18 protein-coding genes and 1 pseudogene are annotated in these 20,902 nt (G+C 44.0%); 8 read left to right on the top strand and 11 right to left on the bottom strand.

The window, feature by feature from the left end; all coding sequences use genetic code 11:
• Positions 1 to 174: 174 nt before the first annotated feature.
• Positions 175 to 480: pseudogene (locus IM496_RS15975) on the bottom strand (zinc ribbon domain-containing protein); the annotation flags it as partial.
• Between the two features lie 417 nt (positions 481 to 897).
• Positions 898 to 1,164: a photosystem I reaction center subunit PsaK gene (psaK, locus tag IM496_RS15970; protein WP_002736399.1), complete on the bottom strand. Its 267-nt coding sequence runs from the start codon at positions 1,162 to 1,164 to the stop codon at positions 898 to 900.
• A gap of 120 nt (positions 1,165 to 1,284) precedes the next feature.
• Here psaK and IM496_RS15965 point away from each other — a divergent pair, with 120 nt between their 5' ends.
• A complete protein-coding gene (locus IM496_RS15965) occupies positions 1,285 to 1,923 on the top strand; it encodes a phosphoribosylanthranilate isomerase (protein ID WP_194013988.1) in 639 nt (212 codons plus the stop codon).
• A 71-nt stretch (positions 1,924 to 1,994) separates the two neighbouring features.
• Here the strand turns inward: IM496_RS15965 and folE are convergent, their stop codons facing one another.
• The 3 genes from folE to IM496_RS15950 all read right to left on the bottom strand — a co-directional run bounded on the left by folE (position 1,995) and on the right by IM496_RS15950 (position 4,713).
• Positions 1,995 to 2,693, bottom strand: coding sequence for a GTP cyclohydrolase I FolE (gene folE, locus IM496_RS15960; protein ID WP_002751379.1), 699 nt, complete (start codon positions 2,691 to 2,693; stop codon positions 1,995 to 1,997).
• 49 nt (positions 2,694 to 2,742) lie between these two features.
• Positions 2,743 to 3,471 carry an SDR family oxidoreductase gene (locus IM496_RS15955; RefSeq protein WP_194013986.1) on the bottom strand — a complete coding sequence of 243 codons (729 nt, stop codon included), beginning with the start codon at positions 3,469 to 3,471 and terminating at the stop codon, positions 2,743 to 2,745.
• Between the two features lie 336 nt (positions 3,472 to 3,807).
• Positions 3,808 to 4,713: a hypothetical protein gene (locus IM496_RS15950; RefSeq protein ID WP_287662527.1), complete on the bottom strand. Its 906-nt coding sequence runs from the start codon at positions 4,711 to 4,713 to the stop codon at positions 3,808 to 3,810.
• Between the two features lie 44 nt (positions 4,714 to 4,757).
• On the opposite strand from IM496_RS15950, the gene IM496_RS15945 reads away from it, so the two are divergent.
• On the top strand, positions 4,758 to 5,165 hold the full coding sequence (locus IM496_RS15945) for a hypothetical protein (protein WP_287662525.1): 408 nt from the start codon (positions 4,758 to 4,760) through the stop codon (positions 5,163 to 5,165).
• Between the two features lie 197 nt (positions 5,166 to 5,362).
• Complete coding sequence (locus tag IM496_RS15940; RefSeq protein WP_002800603.1) at positions 5,363 to 5,722, top strand: hypothetical protein; 360 nt, start codon at positions 5,363 to 5,365, stop codon at positions 5,720 to 5,722.
• Here IM496_RS15940 and nblS read toward each other — a convergent pair.
• The 3 genes from nblS to IM496_RS15925 form a co-directional block, all read right to left on the bottom strand.
• Positions 5,703 to 7,694, bottom strand: coding sequence for a two-component system sensor histidine kinase NblS (nblS, locus tag IM496_RS15935; RefSeq protein WP_287662522.1), 1,992 nt, complete (start codon positions 7,692 to 7,694; stop codon positions 5,703 to 5,705). The genes IM496_RS15940 and nblS overlap by 20 nt on opposite strands.
• Before the next feature lie 114 nt (positions 7,695 to 7,808).
• Positions 7,809 to 8,156, bottom strand: a complete 348-nt coding sequence (locus IM496_RS15930) for a DUF4359 domain-containing protein (RefSeq protein WP_002791071.1) — start codon at positions 8,154 to 8,156, stop codon at positions 7,809 to 7,811.
• 75 nt (positions 8,157 to 8,231) lie between these two features.
• A complete protein-coding gene (locus IM496_RS15925; RefSeq protein ID WP_002738058.1) occupies positions 8,232 to 8,411 on the bottom strand; it encodes a hypothetical protein in 180 nt (59 codons plus the stop codon).
• Between the two features lie 293 nt (positions 8,412 to 8,704).
• Between IM496_RS15925 and IM496_RS15920 the strand changes: the two genes are divergently transcribed.
• The 4 genes from IM496_RS15920 (at position 8,705) to IM496_RS15905 (ending at position 16,358) form a co-directional block, all read left to right on the top strand.
• Positions 8,705 to 9,838: a glycosyltransferase gene (locus tag IM496_RS15920; protein WP_194013980.1), complete on the top strand. Its 1,134-nt coding sequence runs from the start codon at positions 8,705 to 8,707 to the stop codon at positions 9,836 to 9,838.
• A 300-nt stretch (positions 9,839 to 10,138) separates the two neighbouring features.
• Positions 10,139 to 11,338, top strand: coding sequence for a hypothetical protein (locus IM496_RS15915; RefSeq protein ID WP_194013978.1), 1,200 nt, complete (start codon positions 10,139 to 10,141; stop codon positions 11,336 to 11,338).
• 6 nt (positions 11,339 to 11,344) lie between these two features.
• Positions 11,345 to 14,644, top strand: coding sequence for an efflux RND transporter permease subunit (locus tag IM496_RS15910; RefSeq protein ID WP_287662520.1), 3,300 nt, complete (start codon positions 11,345 to 11,347; stop codon positions 14,642 to 14,644).
• Between the two features lie 148 nt (positions 14,645 to 14,792).
• A complete protein-coding gene (locus IM496_RS15905; protein WP_194013974.1) occupies positions 14,793 to 16,358 on the top strand; it encodes a cation:proton antiporter in 1,566 nt (521 codons plus the stop codon).
• A gap of 196 nt (positions 16,359 to 16,554) precedes the next feature.
• Here the strand turns inward: IM496_RS15905 and IM496_RS15900 are convergent, their stop codons facing one another.
• Together IM496_RS15900 and IM496_RS15895 are read right to left on the bottom strand one after the other, a co-directional pair.
• Complete coding sequence (locus IM496_RS15900) at positions 16,555 to 17,304, bottom strand: amino acid ABC transporter ATP-binding protein (protein WP_194013971.1); 750 nt, start codon at positions 17,302 to 17,304, stop codon at positions 16,555 to 16,557.
• A 12-nt stretch (positions 17,305 to 17,316) separates the two neighbouring features.
• Complete coding sequence (locus IM496_RS15895) at positions 17,317 to 17,766, bottom strand: DUF29 domain-containing protein (protein WP_287662519.1); 450 nt, start codon at positions 17,764 to 17,766, stop codon at positions 17,317 to 17,319.
• Between the two features lie 200 nt (positions 17,767 to 17,966).
• On the opposite strand from IM496_RS15895, the gene IM496_RS15890 reads away from it, so the two are divergent.
• Positions 17,967 to 19,091: a type I restriction endonuclease gene (locus IM496_RS15890; RefSeq protein ID WP_287662517.1), complete on the top strand. Its 1,125-nt coding sequence runs from the start codon at positions 17,967 to 17,969 to the stop codon at positions 19,089 to 19,091.
• A gap of 471 nt (positions 19,092 to 19,562) precedes the next feature.
• Here IM496_RS15890 and IM496_RS15885 read toward each other — a convergent pair whose 3' ends face one another.
• Complete coding sequence (locus tag IM496_RS15885) at positions 19,563 to 20,396, bottom strand: photosystem II manganese-stabilizing polypeptide (RefSeq protein ID WP_194013966.1); 834 nt, start codon at positions 20,394 to 20,396, stop codon at positions 19,563 to 19,565.
• Between the last annotated feature and the right edge of the window lie 506 nt (positions 20,397 to 20,902).

Here is a 20,902-nt window from a genome sequence, read left to right as displayed (position 1 = left end):
TGCATTATTCATGAAGACTTTGGAAAATCCTCGAAAGCCTTGGCAAGAAGTTCATCTAGCGATCTGGCTGAAAAACAGTCTGTTTTTTGAGATGTCCTCACAATCAGGTTTTTGCCAGTTGGTGAATAATGCAGGCTAGGACAATCCCCGATATCCACCCCTACGTTAGGGGCGTTATCGGAGAAATATTGTGGCGGACGGATGTTGTTTGGGTATGTTTCCATTCAGACGCTTCACGGATTGGGGTCCCGAAGGATTTTTCGCACCTGCCGCCCCAGATTTACTCTGTTCTGGTCTTATGGTCGCGAACCGGACTGACACCGCAAGCCCTGCCGCCAAAATATTTTTACTGGCGTTAATATCTCGGTCATGATGTGTCCCACAGCTTGGACAGTCCCATTCTCGAATATTTAACGGCATTTTCTCAGCAATATACCCGCAATTACTGCACCGTTTAGAACTGGGAAACCATCTATCTAGGGTTTGCTGAAAAAGTTTTTCCTGGGGGCAGGGTGTGGGCTTCGGCCGTGAGCTCAGCGTTCGACCGAGCGTTCGACTGAGCGTTCGACTGAGCTCACGCCGAAGTCTCACGCCGAAGTCTCACGCCGAGGTCCGAACGGGTGTGGGGTTTTACCAGTTTTGAGGTGACCAATTACCTAATTTTCAGGGAAAAAGTGCCTAAATTTTCCCCCGATCACTCCCATATCCATTACTTTTGGATTTCAAAAAGGTCTAAAAGTTTTACCCAACAAGGTTTTTAGATTTATTCAGCAAGCCCTAATTTTTGAGAGTTCAAAAATGGGAAAAATAGGGATGAAGTCGCCTAAAATCTCTTTATGCTTAGTTCTCCTGACTACTGGCTCCTCTCTCTGAGGTTTACTGGTCACTGATTACTGATTAGAGAATGCCCGCATTAGAAAGACCGAGAACCAGTCCCGCACCGAGAATATGGCCAAAACTCATGGTAGCCAATAATTCCGGCAGACCGAAGCTTTTTTTCGAGGCTAACTGCGGCAAGGGTAAAGCAGGGCCAGCCCCGGTATTTTGGATGGCAAAATAACCGATAACGAAGGCTACTAGGTTAGCTAAGGTCATGGTAATCCCGACGGATAAATTCCAGGGAATGGTTTGAGCGGTGGCTAAAAGTAAGGTGGAAGGGATCATTGGCACTCCAGTCTTGATAAGATTTTGTTAATCACAGGGCATTATAAAAAGCTCTTGACCCGAAACTGTTTTTTGTTTGAATACTTAACAGTTTTTGTAACGTTTTGCGAATAAGATTAAATGCGAATTAAAATTTGCGGCATTACCCAACCAGACCAGGGGCGAGCGATCGCCAATTTAGGAGCTACGGCCTTAGGTTTTATCCTCGTACCGAGTTCGCCTCGTTACGTCAACATCGAGCAAATTAACGCTATTATTGCCGCAATACCCGACAAAATCGATTTTATCGGGGTTTTTGCCGACGAGCAACTGGAAATTATTCAGCAAATAATTATTAAAACCCCCTTGACAAGTGTGCAGTTACATGGTAAAGAATCTCCCGAATATTGCCAAAGGTTGCGGCAATTATTACCCGACCGGGAAATTATCAAAGCTTTGCGGATTAAAGACAGAGAAAGTTGGGAAAAGTCGACAATTTACTTCAATAGCGTCGATACTTTACTTTTAGATGCCTACCATCCCCAATTACTCGGCGGTACGGGACATACCTTAGACTGGCAAGCTTTAGCCAGTTTTTCGCCCCCCTTGCCCTGGTTTCTCGCTGGAGGACTCAACCCCGATAATATTGGTGAAGCTTTAACTCGGCTGCACCCCGATGGCATTGATGTCTCTAGCGGCGTTGAGCGATCGCCTGGTGATAAAGACCTCAAAAAAGTCGCCCTCTTGTTAGAGCGACTGCAAAAATTCAGTGATCAGTGATCAGTTAGAAGGTTTTGGGTGTTGGGGTTTTAGGGTGTTGGGGTTTTAGTTGAATTCCCCCATTTCCCTGACTAGAAGAAATTGGGTTTATGACGGATCAGGTTAAGATACTCCTCGCGGGTTTTCTGCTCGTCTTGGAAGACTCCTAACATGGCGCTGGTGACAGTCCAAGATCCCGGTTTCTGCACCCCGCGCATCACCATACACATATGGGTTGCTTCCATGACTACCGCAACCCCTTGGGGGTCGAGAATTTCTTGAATCGCTTCGGCAATCTGACGGGTGAGGCGCTCTTGCACCTGTAAACGACGGGAATACATTTCCACAATGCGGGCCAATTTACTTAATCCGACCACCTTTTGGTTAGGAATATAGGCAACGTGGGCCCGCCCCATGAAGGGTAACATATGATGTTCACAGAGACTAAAGAAGTCAATATCGCGCACTAATACCATCTCATTATGACCTTCATCGAAGATCGCACCATTAACGAGGGTTTCTAGGGATTGTTGATAGCCTTGGGTGAGAAACTGCATCGCTTCGGCCACCCGTTTGGGGGTTTTTAATAAACCTTCTCTTTCGGGATCTTCTCCCACCGAGATCAGGATATTTCTGACCGCATCCATCATCTGTTCTTTGTTTTCGTCGCAAGTTGGATGAATTTGAGCGGTTTTGCCATTGTGGGTGTTGCGATCAGGGCGAGTGGTCACGCGTGCTTGGATAGCGTCGGTTAGATTACCGTTTAAACCGTTAGAAGAAGCTATGGTCATAATGAAGATGCCTGTAGGCGAATTGATTGATAAATAGAAGTATTTCGGGTTATAATGCCCCCGCACTGGGCATAATGGTCATCGTTTCCACTACGGCCTGTTTAGGCAGTAACACCGCTTGCAGAATGGCCTGAGCGATGATATCTGGGGTTAACATGGCCGAGCGATCGAAATCTGCTTTGACGCTATCGCTGTCCCAGATGGGAGTATTGACAGCACCGGGGGTGATAATCGTGACGCGAATGGCGTTAGCCCGCTCCTCGATCGCTAGAATGCGAGAAAATGCCACTAATCCCGCTTTGCTGACACTATAGGCCCCCCAATCAGGAAAAAAATTATCGGCGGCGATCGAGGAAACGTTAATAATCGTGCCTCCTCCCTGTTGACGCATGGCAGGTAAAATCCCCTGCACGCACTGATAAACACTGGTTAAATTCAGGTCGATCACCCGCTGCCAGTCTGACAAAGGTGTGTCAGCTAAGGGATTTGTGTAACCCATGCCAGCATTATTGATCAGGATATCGATCGGTCCAGATTCTTGGGCGATTTTAGCGATCCTAGGAGCTACTTCCGGGATATCTGCCAAATCTAAGGGGTAAGCTTGGGCTGATACGCCTAAATCTGCCGCCATTGCCGCCACGGTTGCCAATTTTTGCTGATCGCGACCGATTAAAACCAGATTAATTCCCGCCTTGGCGAAAGCGAGGGCGGTTTCTTTGCCGATGCCGCTACTGGCTCCGGTGATCAGCGCTCGCTGTTGACGAATAACAGAGTTCATGGTATAATCTGAAATCTCTTAATTCCGGGTAGTTAGGGCAAAATTTTGGCGGTTATGGGAACCCTAGAAAAGTTTAAAGCAGTTGGGTCGGATCGGAGCAATTTGTCTCGCACCAAAATTGCCGCGTCCACCCAGGACGGGGGGAAGCATTGACTATCGGGTAGGTTCAAGATTAAGAATCGTTACAAAATTTTACCTAGCTAATTATAACACCGTTAAGTCAGGGATCAATAATCTTTGTGTATATTCAGATATCTAACCAGCGAGGGAAAAAAGCGGACTGGTTGGCGAGAATTCTTGAGGCTGTCTTGAAACTCCCTCCCCCCGCGCTGAAAACTACTCACCGGAGGAGATGGCAGCGGTGGATTGAGTGCGATTGACAATTACCACTTGATCGCCGACAACGGGACTTCTAGCGAGGAGAATTCCTTCGTTATCCTTCATTTCCAAGCGCCGAAAATCGAGACTTTGGCAACGTTGAAAAACCGAATTAGCCAATTTATCCTGTTGTGATGCATCGAGACTATACCAATTATCGCCCAAAACAACTACTAGACGACTAGCCAAAAAGTCCGCTTCTATAGTAGAAATAATCCCGACGGGATAACGAGTAGTTAAATTGGTAATTTCCTCTTGAATAGCTGCGACTAAACTTTGTTCGGGAGTTAATCGTGGTTTTGCTTTAGTAATCGGGACGGGAATCGGTGCCTCTGGTGCGGTTAATTCTGGGGGAGTTTCGATAATTTCCCCGGCTGCCGGTGGGAGACTAGGGATAACTTCGGGCATATTTTCGGCAATTTCCGCCGGATTTTTCGGTAAACTGATCACGGCTACTAAGAGGATAGTGACTAAACTTCCTGTTAACAAGCCGGTGATTAACCAATCGGGAATTTTTTCGCTAATTCCTGCCGGTAAAAGTCGGCGAATTTTGTTCAAAATTGCCGTCCACCACCCTTCCACCTGCTCGAAATCCGGTAAAATATCGTCGATTCCCTCGACTGCTTCGATGGGAGAATCTGGGGTTAAACTTTGCTCAACTCCTGCAAATTCGTCTGGTTTTAAAGCAGCGGCTAACTGTTGCGTTGAGTTAAGAAGATTATCAACGGCAACTTTTGGGGGTAACACTGTCCCCGTTCCCGTGTTAAGTTGGGAAACGATCGAATTTAACTGCTCGATCGCCTCTTGTAGTCGGATCACCGTTTCTGCTTGGCTGAAATTCTCTCGCTCGTTTGGTTGAGTCATAATCTTTCTTAACCCGCTGCCATTCTTTTTCAAAATATCATTCTATGCGTCGTTTTCTCGGTTTTTTAACCAGTATTTTCCTTGTCTTCCTAACTGCTTGTGGTAGTGTCACTCCCCCCCAAGAATTTGCCCCCCCTGGAGAAATCGTCACTAAAGCCCTTTTATTACAATTTCGTCACACATCCGATCGTCTTAGTCAATCTTTACAGATCGAGGAGCCGCAGGTAAAAATTGCTAAAATTAATGTCACCAGTCTGGAACCGATTTATGTGGGCAAGTTACCCGCTTATCACTTGCAGGGGGATTACGATCTAACTCTGCGATTGCCCCATCAAAAAGATACCAAACAACACAACAATTTTGATCTTTATTTACAAAGACAGATCGAGGGTAAAACTTGGCGTTTACTGGAAGAAGTTGCCTCACAATGGCGCAGCTATTTAGTCAAATAACCAGAAAAAGCCAGGGGGTTTTGCTAAGTAGCTGGTTATAATTAAATTGAAGATAGATTTTGGGTTCGATCCCCCCTGCCCCCCTTGATAAGGGGGGTGCCGATAGGCGGGGGGATCTACCCTTGATAAGGGGGGTGCCGATAGGCGGGGGGATCTACCTTAGCAATGACAATCCTCAAAGGGAAAATTTAGCGATTATGATTACCTGTCCTCGTTGTCAGCAGAAGGTCGATAGTCAAGCCTTGCAATGTCCCTACTGTGCTAATATTTTAAAGGCCTATGGTCATCCCGGCATGACCCTGCATCAAGCTGTCACGGGCGAGTTTTTATGTCAAACTTGTCTCTACCATGGCGATGATAGCTGTAATTTTCCCCAACGTCCCTACGCTACCAGCTGCACTTTATACAAAAATAGCCAAATAATAGCCGAAAAAATTCCTCCTCTCCCTCTCCCTAGGGTTTTTAAAAATTGGTGTCTCAGGAATAAGGGATTATTGCTATTATTAACCCTGATTTTGGGCAGTATTGCCCTGGCTTTTATAAACTCACGTCGTTAATTTTCTTGCTGGCGATCAAGCCTTGATATAAATCTAGATCGAACCAGAAAGTTGTGCCAATTCCCACTTCACTAATCAAATTAATTTGACTATAGTGTTTTTCAATAATATTTTTGACGATCGATAATCCTAATCCCGTCCCTTCTAGAGTATGAACGCGATTTTCTACCCGATAGAATCGATCAAATATGGCACTTTGATCCTCGGCATCAATGCCAATACCAGTATCGGATACTTCCACGCGAATTTTGGGAGTTTCTTGGGGATTATCTCTGCTTATTTTATAGGCACGAATCACCACTTTACCGCCGGCAGGAGTAAATTTTAGGGAGTTACCGACTAGATTAGTTAATACCTGTAAAAGTAGATCATAATGACCTAAAATTGGTAGTAAATTGGCTTCAATTTCCGAGCTTAATTCTAGTCCTTTATCCCTAGCATTGAGTTGATAGGTTCTTAGGGTTTGTTCGATTAATTGTCCGATATCGAGCGCATCTAAGTTATAGTTACGCGAGGATTCTAACCGAGAAAGATCGAGAACATCATTAACTAAACGAGTTAAGCGATCGGTTTCATGATTGGCGGTTTCTAAAAACTCTCTTTTTTCTGTATCGCTGAGATCCTCACCAAATTCTGTCAGGGTTTCAATAAAAGATTTGATGTTAAATAAAGGGGTTCTTAACTCATGGGAAACATTGCTGATAAATTGACTTTTTGCCTCATTTAATTCTGTTTCTCTAGTGATATCCTGTAGCGTCATGGCAATTCCCCGGACATTCTCCCGATGCTGATCGAATACCTGAGTTAACAAAAGGCGAATTGTCCGGGGTTTCGGGTTAGTTAAAGATAATCTAAATTCTGCTGGGGAATAGTTATTATTTTCCTGATCAGTAACAGCATTTTTCTGATTTTGATTAGCCGATTCTTCTGGCTGGAGGGTTTCTCCTGCCGCAATTTGATAGAGAGGTTTAGTTAGTCTAACCGTTAACTCCGAAGGAAAAAGATGTAGAACATTTTGACCGATAATTTCCCGATCTTCCCAGCCAAATATCTCCCGAGCTGCGGGATTAATTAATAATAATTGAAAATTAGTATCTAAGAGAATTGCTCCATCAGCAATAGTGGACATTAACGTATCTAATTTGGCTTTTTCGGCGGTCATTTCTTCGATATTTTGTTCTTCGTATCGTTCTAACTTTTCCGCCATTTCATTAAAACTGAGAATTAATTCTCCTAACTCTCCTCCCAGGGGTAAATCAACGCGCTGCTTAAAATTTCCCGCTGCAATATTTTTGACCCCGACTAATAACTCCTTGATCGGTTTGGTGATAGTTAAAGCATTAAAAACCGCTCCGAGAATCACCATAGCCCAGATCGAGACAAAAACGGCAATAGTCACATCACGGGTTAGATTAGAAGAAGCCACCACAATAGCGTTAGGATTGATCCCGATCGCTAATACTCCCAAATATTTGCCCTCATGATTTAAGGGAACAAAAACATCGGTGACTTCACCGTCGGGGGTTTTATGCTGACGGATGAGGGGAGTTTCCCCATTTTCGCCATAATTTTCCGGCAATTGAATGCGACGCTCGATCGTCAGGGAGTTCTTAACTTCGGCGGTAGAATAGGGAATACCGAAAAATATTTCACCCTCCTCGTTAGCGTAGATCAAATAACGCACACTGGAGGTACTACTATAAAAACGGGCTGAAAAACGGGCTAAATCGGTTAAATTGTCCTCAGCAATCAGAGGGGAGACATTAGCGGCTAATAACAGCCCTAAATCCCGGCCAAAACGGGTATCATTGAGACGGACATCCTGCTGGATCGTGTTAACCGCCCAAAAGGTTAAACCACTCATCAACAAAGAAACGGCTAAAGTAGCCGCGGCCATTAATTTAGTTTGGAGGGTGAATTCAGACCACCAACGGGCGATCGCTTCTCGGAGAATGGGCAGGAAATTAAACACGGTTAGGCAGGATTAATCGGTGTTCTCGACGACTCTATCGCTCAAATCGCGGGTTAACATGATTATCTTAACTCATTATTAAGCTGGTAGCGGTTAAGCTGGCAGTAATCTCACCTAAGTCTCCGAGAAAGTCAAGAAATGTCCAAAAGCGCCAAGAGTTCTAATTTTAGCTACCCCCGGTACTTCTGTGGTGTAAATACTGAACACACCTAAATTTTGCCGTTGACTAGAGGTTTCGATCGCTGGTTTTAAGATTTGATTTTTGATCACATTTCTGGCTGCCACTGGCAAAGAATCGATCGAGTCACAGAGACTGATTTTCTCGCAAGCGATTTTGTCGGCATGAGCGAGGAGTTTTTCGGCGGCGTATTCGCTGTAAAGTTCTTGGGGGGGATTGGTAAATCCCATAATCCCCGCTATTACCCCCAGGGCGATCGCTCCCTTGAAGAAATTACCCCCCATAGCTACTTAGCTCCTTGATTTTGTCTTCTCACTCTAATTTTGACAAGACATTTTCGATCCGGCTAGGGGGCGGTGTTAATTTCTTAAACCAATACCGGGTGCATAACACTCTAGTACATTTCCCGTGAGACTGCAACTAACTAACAGATAATCGCAGTGAGAACAGGCGGTGCTAACGAGATGGTGTTCTAAAATATGCTGTCTTTCGGCAAAATTTCCACAATTAGGACAGCGTACTTGTTGCAGGGTGATCATAGCAAACCTCGTTAATTAGTTATCTTTTGTATATAAAGCTAGTTTTTTTTGATCCCAATCGGTTTAAGCCTATTTTTTCGTCGATCCCCATTATGGAGTCGATCATCTGATCTTGCTAGTAATTTTTACTAAACTTTGCAATTTTTCTTGAAAAATTTAATAATTTCTTCCTAGTGTTTTTTACCGTAATCGGATATGGGTCGGTAATTTTGGGGAAGAGAAAGCCAGAAAGTAAACTCTTAAACTGCCGATCCCTTACTGCTATAATTACGGCTGAGATTATTGATTATCCTATGAAGTACGCTCTGGTTCACGAGTGGTTAACCCCAAAGGCGACGGGGGGATCGGAATTAGTGGTTAGGGAGATTTTACAATGTCTAGAGGCGGATTTATACGCTTTGATCGATTTTGAGTCCACTAATCCCGATAGTTATCTCTATGGTCGCTCGATCGGGACAACTTTTCTGCAAAATTTCCCGAAAGCGAGAAATGGCGTACAAAAATACTTACCTTTTCTTCCTCTGGCGATCGAGCAGTTAAATTTAGAGGATTATGATGTGATTTTATCCTCCTCCCATTGTGTGGCTAAAGGGGTGTTAATTCGACCGGATCAGGTTCACATTTGTTATTGTCACACTCCGATGCGTTATGCTTGGGATTTAACTTTTGACTATCTGGCTAATAGTAAGTTAGGACAGGGATTACCTGGTATTTTCACCCGTTATCTTTTGCATGGTTTGCGTCAGTGGGATGTGATTTCTGCTAATCGTGTGGACTATTTTATAGCTAATTCCCACCACACCGCTAGACGAATTTGGCGCTGTTATCGACGCGAGGCAAAAGTTATTTATCCTCCCGTACAAATTGAGCGTTTTCCCTACCACGAGAAAAAGGAAGATTTTTATTTAGTCGTCTCCCGTTTGGTTAGTTATAAAAAAGTCCCTTTAATTGTGGAGGCATTTAATCAATTGGGATTACCCCTAGTGGTTATTGGAGATGGTCCTCAGATGGCTTTAATTCGACAGTTAGCCAGGGATAATATTCAGATTTTAGGTGCGGTTTCTGATCGAATAGTAGCAGAATATATGTCGAGAGCAAAAGCGTTTATTTATGCTGCTTGTGAGGATTTTGGTATTGCTTTAGTGGAAGCGCAAGCTTGTGGTACTCCCGTGATTGCATTTGCTGCAGGAGGTGCTTTAGAAACCGTGCGAGATCTGCGGGAAAATTCTCCCCAGGGAACAGGATTACTTTTTGGGGAACAAAATCCCCAATCTTTGGCAGCAGCGGTTAACTATTTTGTTGATCACGGTGATAAAATTGCTCCAGAAAGTTGTCGGCAACAGGCTAATAGATTTACCCCTGAAATCTTTCAAAGTAACTATAGTTTATTTGTTGAGGAGCATTCAATATCTAAAAGTTATTGCTAAGTTTAATTAGATCAGTTATCCTAAGGGTGAGCTAGGAAGTTTTCGTTTTAGGGAGTCAGTCATCGGTCGTCAATAACCAATTAGATTATACAATATTTTGATGAGAAACGCTGTAAAAGAGGGCGAATGCAATTCGCCCCTACAATATTTTGATGAGAAACGTTGTATTTCCTCAATGGTGGGAGTGCATCACCTGCGCTCAAAATGTAATATTATGGATATTTCTCTAACGTGGAGATCTAGCCAACGCTGATAGCTTACCGTGGTGATTGTGATGACAGAAAAGCGAGGATTATAGCCGTGCCTTGGAATCGAGTTAATCAATGGGTAGAAAGACGCTCTTTAGTGGCCTTAGAATCAGCTTATCAGAGGGTGCTGAAAATTAAAGCGATCGAAGATAAACATTTTGGGGGACAAAAAATTTCCCCGGCTGCCGTGGGAGGAAAAAGTGTTTATGATTACTTTCAAAGTACCCTAGAGCGAGAATTGTTCCAGATACGTCTCGATTTAACTCAAGTGCGTCTGGGTAATTTTCTTAACCCGCAAACTAACCCAGAAAATAATAACATACTAGAGACTTTAAAGGCGATCGAGGATATTATCGGTAAATATCGCCTAGATTTAGGGGAATTGCTGCCCCCATTACCGAATAATCAAACCCCAAATCTGCCTAATACCAATCTCACCAGTGATAACCCCAGGGATAAAGACAACCAGATAATTTCTCCTGCAACCAGTAATAAATTTTTTAACTTCCAACAAGAATTAACCCCAGAATACGAACAAACCGTTATTAAACAACTCCGTACCCTGCGACAACAGCAACGTATTGCTATTCGTTTTATCCTGATTATTATTTTAGTTCCTCTCTTGGTGCAGGTTATTAGTAGAAACTTTATTTTTAGCCCTATTTTAAACTATTTGGGTGTGGATAGAGCGAAAATATCAGAAGTTTATATTTCTCAGGAAATTGGCGAAAAATATCTCAGGGAATTTGCTAGACTTCAAGAAATACAAGAAATCAAGCACGTTTTAGGAGTAGCAAAAGTAGGACATGAATCAGAAGAAACCTTTCGGGAACAGGTCGAGGAATTATTTAAAGAAGCGGGTTATGAAAGTCAAGATGGTTGGAAAAACTTACTCTCCGATATAACTGGATTAATAGCCTTTATTGCCATCTTAATTTTTGGTCGTCAACAATTGGCAATTACGCGAGCTTATGTTAGTCGTTATTTTCTCAGCTTAAATGATATAACCAAAGCCTTTATCTTTATTCTCTTTACCGATATATTTGTCGGGTTTCACTCGGCGGAGGGTTGGACGGTAATCTTAGAAACTTTGTTCCGGCACTTTGGTTGGCGCGAGAATATTACATTTATCAGCTTGTTTGTGGCCACTGTTCCCGTTATCCTAGATACCATCTTTAAACTATTAATATTTAATTATCTGACTCGTAAATCTCCCACTGCCGCAACTATCCTAGAAAAGATGAACCAGTAACGCCCTATGATCCTTAGTATTGCCGATACCTTCATTAAAAGACCCGTTCTGACCACAGTTTGCTCGATTTTAATCGTTTTGATCGGAGCGATCGCTGTTCCCTTTTTACCCCTAGAAAAACTGCCCCAGTTGGCATTTATTCAGGTAGCGGTAAATGCCAACTATTTGGGAACCGATGCCAAAACCGTACAGGATAACGTTACCACGGTACTCGATCGCCAGATTAACGGGACAGAACAGATTGTTTATATGCAGTCCCAGAGTACCAACACTGGACAAAGTACGGTGAATGTCTTTTTCCCGGTGGAAATGGATCGTAACATTGCCCAAGTCTTGGTACAAAACCGTGTCAGTACCGCGGCCGCTAGTTTACCGGAAGAAGTGAACCGGCAGGGGGTGACAACCAATACCCAATCCCCCAGCGTTACCCTTGCCTACGGGATTTCCGCCAAACCGGACGAAAAGGGCAATTATCCCTACGATACGGTCTTTTTAAGTAACTTTGTCGATCGGGTCATCGATGCCGAGATTCGCCGGATCGAGGGAGTTGGTAGTACAACAATCATCGGGGAGAGGGAATACGCCCTACGTTTTTGGCTTAATCCCGATGCTTTAGCCGCTAGGGGTGTATCGGCGGAACAAGTAGTACAGGCGATCCGAGAACAGAATATTCAGGTGGGTGCGGGGACAATTGGCGGTGATCCCAGTCCCGAAGAGCAGCAATTCCAGATCGCCATTCGCGCCGTTGGTAGGGTTGCCACCGGGGAGGAAGCAGAAAATATCGTCGTCAAAGTCGGGGAAAATGGCGATTTAATCCGAATTAAAGATGTAGGACGTGCAGAAATCGGAGCCGAAAGCTACAGTACCGCCGCCTATTTCGACAAATCCCCCGCCGTCGTCTATATCGTCTATCAGTTACCCGGTTCCAACGCTTGGAATACTGCCAAACTGGTGAAAGAAAAAATGGCGGAACTAGAACCAAGTTTCCCCCCGGGGTTAAATATCGCCATTACCCTCGATAATACCGCCTTTGTCGCCGCTTCCCTAGAAGAAGCCTTTGGCACTCTGGTGGAGGCGATTTTACTGGTTATTCTCGTCATTTTTATCTTCCTTCAGGATTGGCGCACCACGATCATTCCGGCGATCGCTATTCCCGTATCTTTGATCGGAACCATGGCCGTCGCCCTGGCTTTAGGCTATTCTCTCAATAACCTCTCCTTGTTTGCCGTCATTCTGGCCACTGGTTTAGTGGTGGACGACGGCATCGTGATCGTAGAAGCGGTATCAGAAAAATTACGGCAGGGAATGCGGCCATTTCAAGCTGCCCTTGATGCCATGGGCGAGTTAACCTCGGCGGTTATCGCTAGTTCTCTTGTACTGCTAGCAGTTTTTATCCCCGTCACCTTCTTCCCCGGTACGGTGGGGATCGTTTATCGACAATTTGCCGTCATCATCTCCGCTTCAATTATCATCTCCACCTTTAACGCCCTCAGTTTTTCCCCCACCATGTCGGCGATTATCATGAAACCGCCCCAAGGCACCCGCGGACCCTTGGGACTGTTTTTCGAGGGCTTTAATCGGGGTTTCAACGCAGTTAAAGAAGGCTATCGACGCTCGATCGAATTTCTGATCCGCATCCGTTTTTTAGTGTTACCCTTCTTTATCGCCGCCCTCTTTCTCACAGCTTGGAGTTATAGCACCACTCCCCAGGGTTTTATCCCCGAAGAAGACCAAGGTTATGCCTTCGTTTTGGTGCAAGCACCCGCCGGGGTTTCCCTGCGCTACACCGACCAGGTTATCCGTCAGATTAATGAAGAAATTCTCGACGGTATCGAAGAAATCGAACACTTTGTCGGTATGGCGGGCTTTAGTTTTGCTGGAAGTGGTAGCAACCAAGGGCTATTTTTTGTCAAGTTAAAAGAATGGTCGGAACGGCCCGGCGAAGATAAGTCGGTTTTCGGGGTTCTGCGGAAAATTAACCAACAATTAGCCACTAAAGTCCCAGATGCTCGCGCTTTCGCCGTTAATGCGCCCCCCGTGGATGGATTAAGTTCTACCGGCGGTTTCGAGTTATTTATCCAAAACCGCGCTTCTTTCCCCATGGACGCTTTGATTGCCAACGCTAATAAAGTCATGGCCGAGGCCCGAACAAGACCGGAATTATCGGGAATTTTCACCCAATTTACCACCGACACGCCGATGCTGGAACTTTCCATCAATCGCAACCAGCTACAGGCGCAAAACGTCGATATGCAGGCCGTTTTCGGTACCCTGCAAACCTATCTCGGTTCCAACTTCGTCAATCAATTCGTCTTAGGCGATCGCTTGTATCGAGTCTTTGCCCAAGCAGAAGCGGATTATCGTTCTAATCCTGAAGATATTAACCGTCTTTACGTCCGTTCCCGTACCGGGGCCAATATTCCCCTATCGGGTTTAGTTAGCGTCAAACGCTTCACCTATCCACCGATTATCACTAACTTTAACCTCTATCCCTCGATTAACGTTCAGGGTAGTCCCGCTCCCGGTTTTAGTACGGGACAGGCGATCGCAGTGATGGAAGATGTTTGTCGGAAAGTCCTGCAGCCCGGTTTCGGTTACGCTTGGACAGGTACGGCTTTCCAAGAAAAAACTTCCGCCGGGGCTGCCCCAATTATCTTCGGATTAGCCTTTATCGTGGTTTTCCTAGTACTCGCAGCCCAGTACGAAAGCTATATCGACCCCATTATCATCATGATTACTGTTCCCCTAGCGATCCTAGGTGCCATGGGGGCCTTACTGTTGCGGGCGAATTTCCTACAAGTGGGTAGTCTCTTCCCGACGGTGAATAATAATATCTATGCTCAGGTGGCTTTGGTCATGTTGATCGGTTTAGCGGCTAAAAATGCGATTTTAATCGTGGAATTCGCTAACCAGTCCCGTACTTTGGGTTTAAGTATTCCCGAGGCGGCAGCCCGGGCCTCGACGGAACGCTTAAGACCAATTCTGATGACGGCTATTTCCGGTTTAGTCGGTTTCTTGCCCTTGGTTATCGCTTCTGGCGCCGGAGCGATGAGTCGTTGGTCCCTGGGAACTGCAATCTTAGGCGGTTATCTGATTTCCACGGTGTTGAGTTTATTTCTCGTCCCGGTGTTGTATGTGCTGATCAAACAGTTCGAGTCCCGATTCCTCTCCTCGAAACCCCCGAAAAGTGGCGGTTCTGGCGGCAAGAAAACTCCTTCTCTCGATGAGCAAAGGGAGGAAAAAAAATCTGTTGAAGAAGGGGCTATTTCCTCTTTGAAAATCTCTCCTCAGTCTGGGAATGACTAGGGTGTTAGATTTTGGGGTTTTGGGGTTTTAGGGTTTTAGGGTTTTAGGGTTTTAGTTGAAATTCCCCCACCTCCCCACTTCCTCACCCCCCCACTTCCCCACACCCCACACCCCACACCCCACACCCCATCTCTGATAACTGAAAATAATGAGTCTAGAATCCACTGCTAACGAAGCAATCGCTCATAATTTAGAGCAATTCCTGCTAGTTTTGACCATTTCCTTGAGTGTCGCCACTTTATCGAGAACCGTTGCCTTCCTCCGCAAAATTCCCTACACCCTGCTGTTAGTTATTGTCGGCATGGGTTTAGCTTTTTTAGATTTGCGTCTAGTTAATCTTTCCCCGGAATTAATTCTGGAAATTTTTCTGCCTCCCCTCCTTTTTGAAGCCGCTTGGAATATTCCCTGGGCTAAATTAAAGGAATATTGGGTTACTATCGTCCTTTTTGCCGTTATCGGGGTGATTATCTCCGTTTTGGGAGTCGCCTATCCCCTACATATCTTTGCCAATTTACCCCTATCGATCGCGTTTCTGTTGGGGGCTGCCCTAGCTGCCACCGATCCCGTTTCTGTGATTGCCCTATTTAAAGAATTGGGGGCCAGTAAAAAACTAACGATCCTGATGGAAGGGGAAAGTCTCTTTAATGATGGGGTCGCTGTGGTCGCTTTCGTCCTCTTGGTGGGGATTCCCTTGGGAGTCGATACCTTTTCCATACCCGTGACGATCGCTCGTTTCTGCACCTTTGTGGGGATTGGCATCGGTGTGGGTTGCGTGATCGGTTTCGGCATTTCCTACCTTACCCAACGCTTCGATCTGCCTTTTGTGGAACAGTCTCTCACCCTCGTTTCTGCCTATGGAACCTATCTCGTCACGGAAAAATTAGGCGGATCCGGTGTGATTGGGGTGGTAATTGTCGGGATTATTCTCGGTAATCTCGGTTCGCGCATTGGTATGAGTCCGCGCACGCGCCTAGTAGTTAGCGAATTTTGGGAATTTATCGCCTTTTTTGTCAATTCCATCATCTTTTTACTGATCGGCGATCAAACCCGTTTTGAGAGTCTCGGTAGTCACTTAACCGGGATTTTAATAGCGATCGCTGCTATGGTGGTTTCCCGTTTGCTGTCCATTTTTGGACTAGGGGCAATTAGTAATCTAATTACGGGCAATAGCATCAATTTTAAGGAAAGAACGGTGTTATGGTGGGGAGGATTGCGCGGTTCGGTTTCGATCGCCCTAGCGTTAAGTGTTCCCACGTCTATCCCCTACCGTCAAGAAATTATTGACGTGGTTTTTGGGGTGGTTTTATTTACTTTATTGGTGCAAGGCTTATCTATACAATGGCTATTAAATGCCCTCAATCTTATCGGTGATCAACCGATTCGGAGCGAATATTCGGCCTTAATTGCTCGTCAAATTGCTTTAACTAGGGTGTCTAATTATCTACAACAACCAGAACGTTTTCCCGATATCGATCCCGAATTTTATCGCTATAAAAAAACTATGGTGGAAGGACAATTAAAGTCCTTGGGCGATCAGTTGCAAAAATTACTAGAGGAACACCCACAATTAAAAGATGTGGTAGCCGAACAATTTCAAGATACTTTACTTGATATCGAAGCTAATACCTACGCAGAATTAATTCGAGCTGGTCGTTTAAATGAAAATCTCGTTCCCCTTTTAGTGGAGGTAGAAGAAGAAAAAGAGATGGTTTAATCATCAAGGGCTGCATCTCCTATTTGTGACTTTCTCTCACATATAGGTGAGCAGCAGAAGCTATTAAAAGAGGGCGAAGGCAATTCGTCCCTACAATAATATTATCCCACCAATGGTAGGGGCGCACCGCGTGCGCCCAAATGCAATATAGATATTTCGACAAAATTGAGATGCAGCCTCATCAAGTCATGGAAAATCAAAGAATTTTTGCTAAAAATTGCTGAGTTCGATCGGATTGGGGATTATTAAAAAATTCTGCTGGGGGGGCAATTTCCAAAATTAAACCCTGATCCATAAATACCACTCGATCGGCCACTTCTCGCGCAAATCCTACCTCGTGGGTGACACAAACCATGGTCATCCCCGATTTGGCTAAACTTTGCATTGTTTCCAAGACTTCTCGCACCATTTCTGGGTCTAAAGCTGAGGTGGGTTCATCGAATAACATCACCTTCGGCTGCATAGCTAAAGCGCGAACGATCGCCACCCGCTGCTGTTGTCCTCCCGATAACTGAGGGGGATATTTAAGCGCTTGTTCGAGAATACCGACTTTTTCGAGGAGTTTTCTGGCTATTTCCTCCGCTTGCGCTTTTTTCCAACCGCGCACCCACATCGGACCAAGGGTGACATTATCTAATACTGTCAGATGGGGAAAGAGGTTAAATTGTTGAAAAACCATGCCGACTTCCTGACGGATTGCCTCGATATTTTTGAAGTTGTGGGACACAGTTATTCCGTCAATAATAATGCGGCCTTTTTGATAGGATTCTAACCCGTTAAAAGTGCGAATAAAGGTGGATTTTCCCGAACCGGACGGCCCCATAATCACGACAACTTCCTGTTTATTAACGGTGAGATTGACTCCCCGCAAAGCATGAAAGCGGTTATCGTACCATTTTTCCACCGCTTCGGCAATTATAATCGGTTCACTGTTGTGAGAGTCCATATTTTTGAGAGTTTATTGATTATCTGTATCGGGAAACCACTGTTTCTCAAGAATTTGTCTCAGAGAGTAGGGACAAATTATCGGTAAATTTTTTAATCCTGTCTTTTTTTCGGCAATTAAGCGAGCGTTTTCATAGATATTGTCTAACTCTAGTTTTAGAAATTTGCTTAAATTGGTGGTGAGCTTATCTTCTAATTGTACTCGAAAAGTGATAATGTCTGCCGCCCAATGATTACTATTTATTTCTCTTTCTGTTGTCCAAAATTGATAGATTAGGAGATGGATTATTATTTGTAAACTTAAACTTTTAACAGCAGTTTTTTCGCTTCGTCCCAAAGCTGCCAACTCCTCGATTAAATGTTCGTAATCTACCCGATCGAACTGACGATTTTTTAATAACTCGATCGTCTCACTTAACCAGCGATCATACTCCCGTTCATAAAGCTGTTCTAAAGCAAGCATTGTCTTTGATCAAATGGCGACATTATTAAAAATAACCCGTTCCTAGGAATGATAGCATAAAATATCCGAATGGCGCTGGATTAGTGTGAATATTCTTGAATTAATGATGATGACAGTCAAAAATGCTTGACCCTGAGGTAAAAAAAGGGTTAAATTATGGTTAGGCTGAGAACCCACACATCCTAGATAATGAGGCTATCATGGAAATCGATAAACTCAAAGAAATTGCTCAAAAAGTTGAAACCTCTCGTTCTCAAATCCAAAACGAACAGGCAACCAAAACAGCTTTTATTATGCCTTTTTTGCAAGCATGGGGTTACGATGTATTCAATCCCATGGAAGTTCACCCAGAATATAGTGCCGATTTAACTGGATTAAAAGGGGAAAAAGTAGATTATGCTATTTGTTTGGACAATCAACCGATTATTTTGATGGAATGTAAAAGTTGTCATCAAAATCTTGAGCATCCTAAACATAGTTCCCAACTGCATCGATATTTTAACGCAACTGGAGCTAACTTTGGAGTTTTAACTAATGGGATTATCTATCGGTTTTATACGGATATCGTCAAGGATAATATCATGGACGATAAGCCATTTTTTGAGTTTAACATTCTCGACTTTGACGACTCTTCTGTTAACGAATTAAAACGATTTTCTAAATCTAGCTTTAATTCTGACGAACTAGAAGAGGTTGCTCGCAATTTATTGCACACAAAAGAAGTTAAAAAAGTGATTGCCCAGCAATTAAATGATCCTTCCCCCGAATTTGTTAAGTTTTTTGTTAGTCATGTGTATTCTGGGGTGAGAACTGCATCGGTTGTCGAAAAATTCAAAGAAATTATTAAGCGTTCTCTCAAAGAGTATATCAATGATATCATCAAAGAAAAATTTGAGGAAGTTTTAGGAAAAGAACCTGAAACAAATCCTCCTGATACATCAGCAGCAGAAGATACTCCACCAGAAGAAACAGGGGAAGATAAAATTAATACGACCCCCGAAGAATTGGAAGGATTTTACATTATTAAATCAATTCTACGCGAAGAAATCAACACCGCACGCATTCAATTCAAAGACACTAGAAGTTATTTTGGTATCAACTTAGATGGAAAAGTAACCAAAACAGTCTGTCGTCTGCGCTTCCATGAAAAAACTGGCAAGAAATCAATCAGTATTCCCGATAACGTCGAAACTGGTAAAGAAGCAACCACGAATATAGACAGTCTTGATGAAATTTATGGAGTCGCTGAATTTCTGAAATCTCGTATCCGCTATCTGACTCAAGATACTTATAAAAGCAAGTCAGAAAAAACGGAAAGTATTTAAAATAATTAGTCCCTATCTCTTTAATGACCGCAATATTTCTGATGATTGGTGGATTAGCGAGCAAACTGCAACACAAATACCATCACTACAAAATCTCTTAACTTTCCTGAAACAACTACTCAAAATGGAGTTGATATAATTATATTTATCTGCTGAAAACTTGGGGAGTTATACCAATTCTCCAAAGTCTGACTACAGAAGTTTAATACCCCTAAATCCCCCTTAAAAAGGGTGACTTAAATTCGATGTGTAGTTTTCATTTAGAGAAATGGTATTATACTAAATCCGTTGAGTATAGGCTACATATCAGGATAGGCAAAAGGCACTCATGCAAAAGGGGGAATAAATAATCAGTCTTTGATAACCAGATTTGGTATAAATTAAGTCTGTCAAAGCTTAGAAAAAAAGCGAACTTCTCTAGGGAGAAATTCGCCTTAATTTCCAGAAATTCTGAATTTAGCCAAAAATTAATTAGGCACGAGCTTCGAGACGACCGTAGAAAATGCCGCGAATTTTCACTTCTTCAGCATCTTTTGCGCCTAAATCGGTGTCGGAAGGCTGTTCACTTTCAAAAACACCAGCAAACTCGCCGGTAGAAGCGTCAACTTTAGTTACCTGTAAAGACATAGTACCTTTACCCAGTTCCGTCGCTTTGACGTTAGCACGCTGGAAATCTTGACTATCAGCACTAGCGGGTAAAGCGACAGCATTATCATAACCTGTCACCACACCCCGACCTTTGGGATCTAAGAAACCAGCACCACGATAGGAGGGAACTTTAAAGTCGCCTTCAAAATCCGTGGAACTGTTAATCGAGTTAAAGCCGGCTTCGGTTTTGCCGGTGAAACCTTTAATGGTAAAGAAGAGGGGAACTCTTTCACCTCCGGGTAATTGTACGGTAATGGGTTGGAAATCGATACCGTCTTCTTCCTTGAGGGTTAAAACACCGTCTTCACCTACGGTTAAACTCGCTGTCATCTGTTCTAAACTGGTGGTATCTCTGGTTAAGAGTTTACCCGGGATAAAGGTGGCTGCTTCCCGCTTATTAATGGGTTCACCCTTGACAAAATATTCTTGGGGTTCCAAGCACAAATCTGTCACTACATAACTTTCGCCGCGTTCTAAGGGGAGAGTACCCCGGGTGAACTCAGAAATCTGCGGACATTTGTTAGCTAATCCCGTGTTTAAAATTTCATCATAGGTTAGCTCGTTTCTATTCAGGACGGCACTAGGCGCGTCGCTACAAGCTGTCAACACCCCCAAGCACAAGGCTAAAAAGGCAACTAACAAGGCACGAAATCTCATCTATGTCAACCTCTCTTTGTCAATCTTTACAATTACTACCCTTGATCCATAGCCTGATGAATTATCGAATCGGTCGGGCCAATTCACCGAAACTCAGTTTATCAAAGATCAGTGACCATTGAGAAGATGGGAGAAGGGAGAGGAGAGACAGAAGGCAATAGGCAATAGGCAATAGGCAATAGGCAATAGGCAATAGGCAATAGGCAATAGGCAATAGGCAATAGGCAATAGGCAATAGGCAATAGGCAATAGGCAATAGGCAATAGGCAATAGGCAGCTTTGTTCTCCCCACTTCCCCACTTCCCCACACCCCACACCCCACACCCTACACCCCACACCCCACACCCTCTTTCAAGTCAGGAGGCTCTAACCTGCATTATTCACCAACTGGCAAAAACCTGATTGTGAGGACATCTCAAAAAACAGACTGTTTTTCAGCCAGATCGCTAGATGAACTTCTTGCCAAGGCTTTCGAGGATTTTCCAAAGTCTTCATGAATAATGCAG

Origin of the sequence: Microcystis sp. M049S2 (assembly GCF_020245625.1) — a bacterium.
GTDB lineage: Bacteria > Cyanobacteriota > Cyanobacteriia > Cyanobacteriales > Microcystaceae > Microcystis > Microcystis ichthyoblabe_A.
This window is presented reverse-complemented; position numbering and strand designations above follow the sequence as displayed.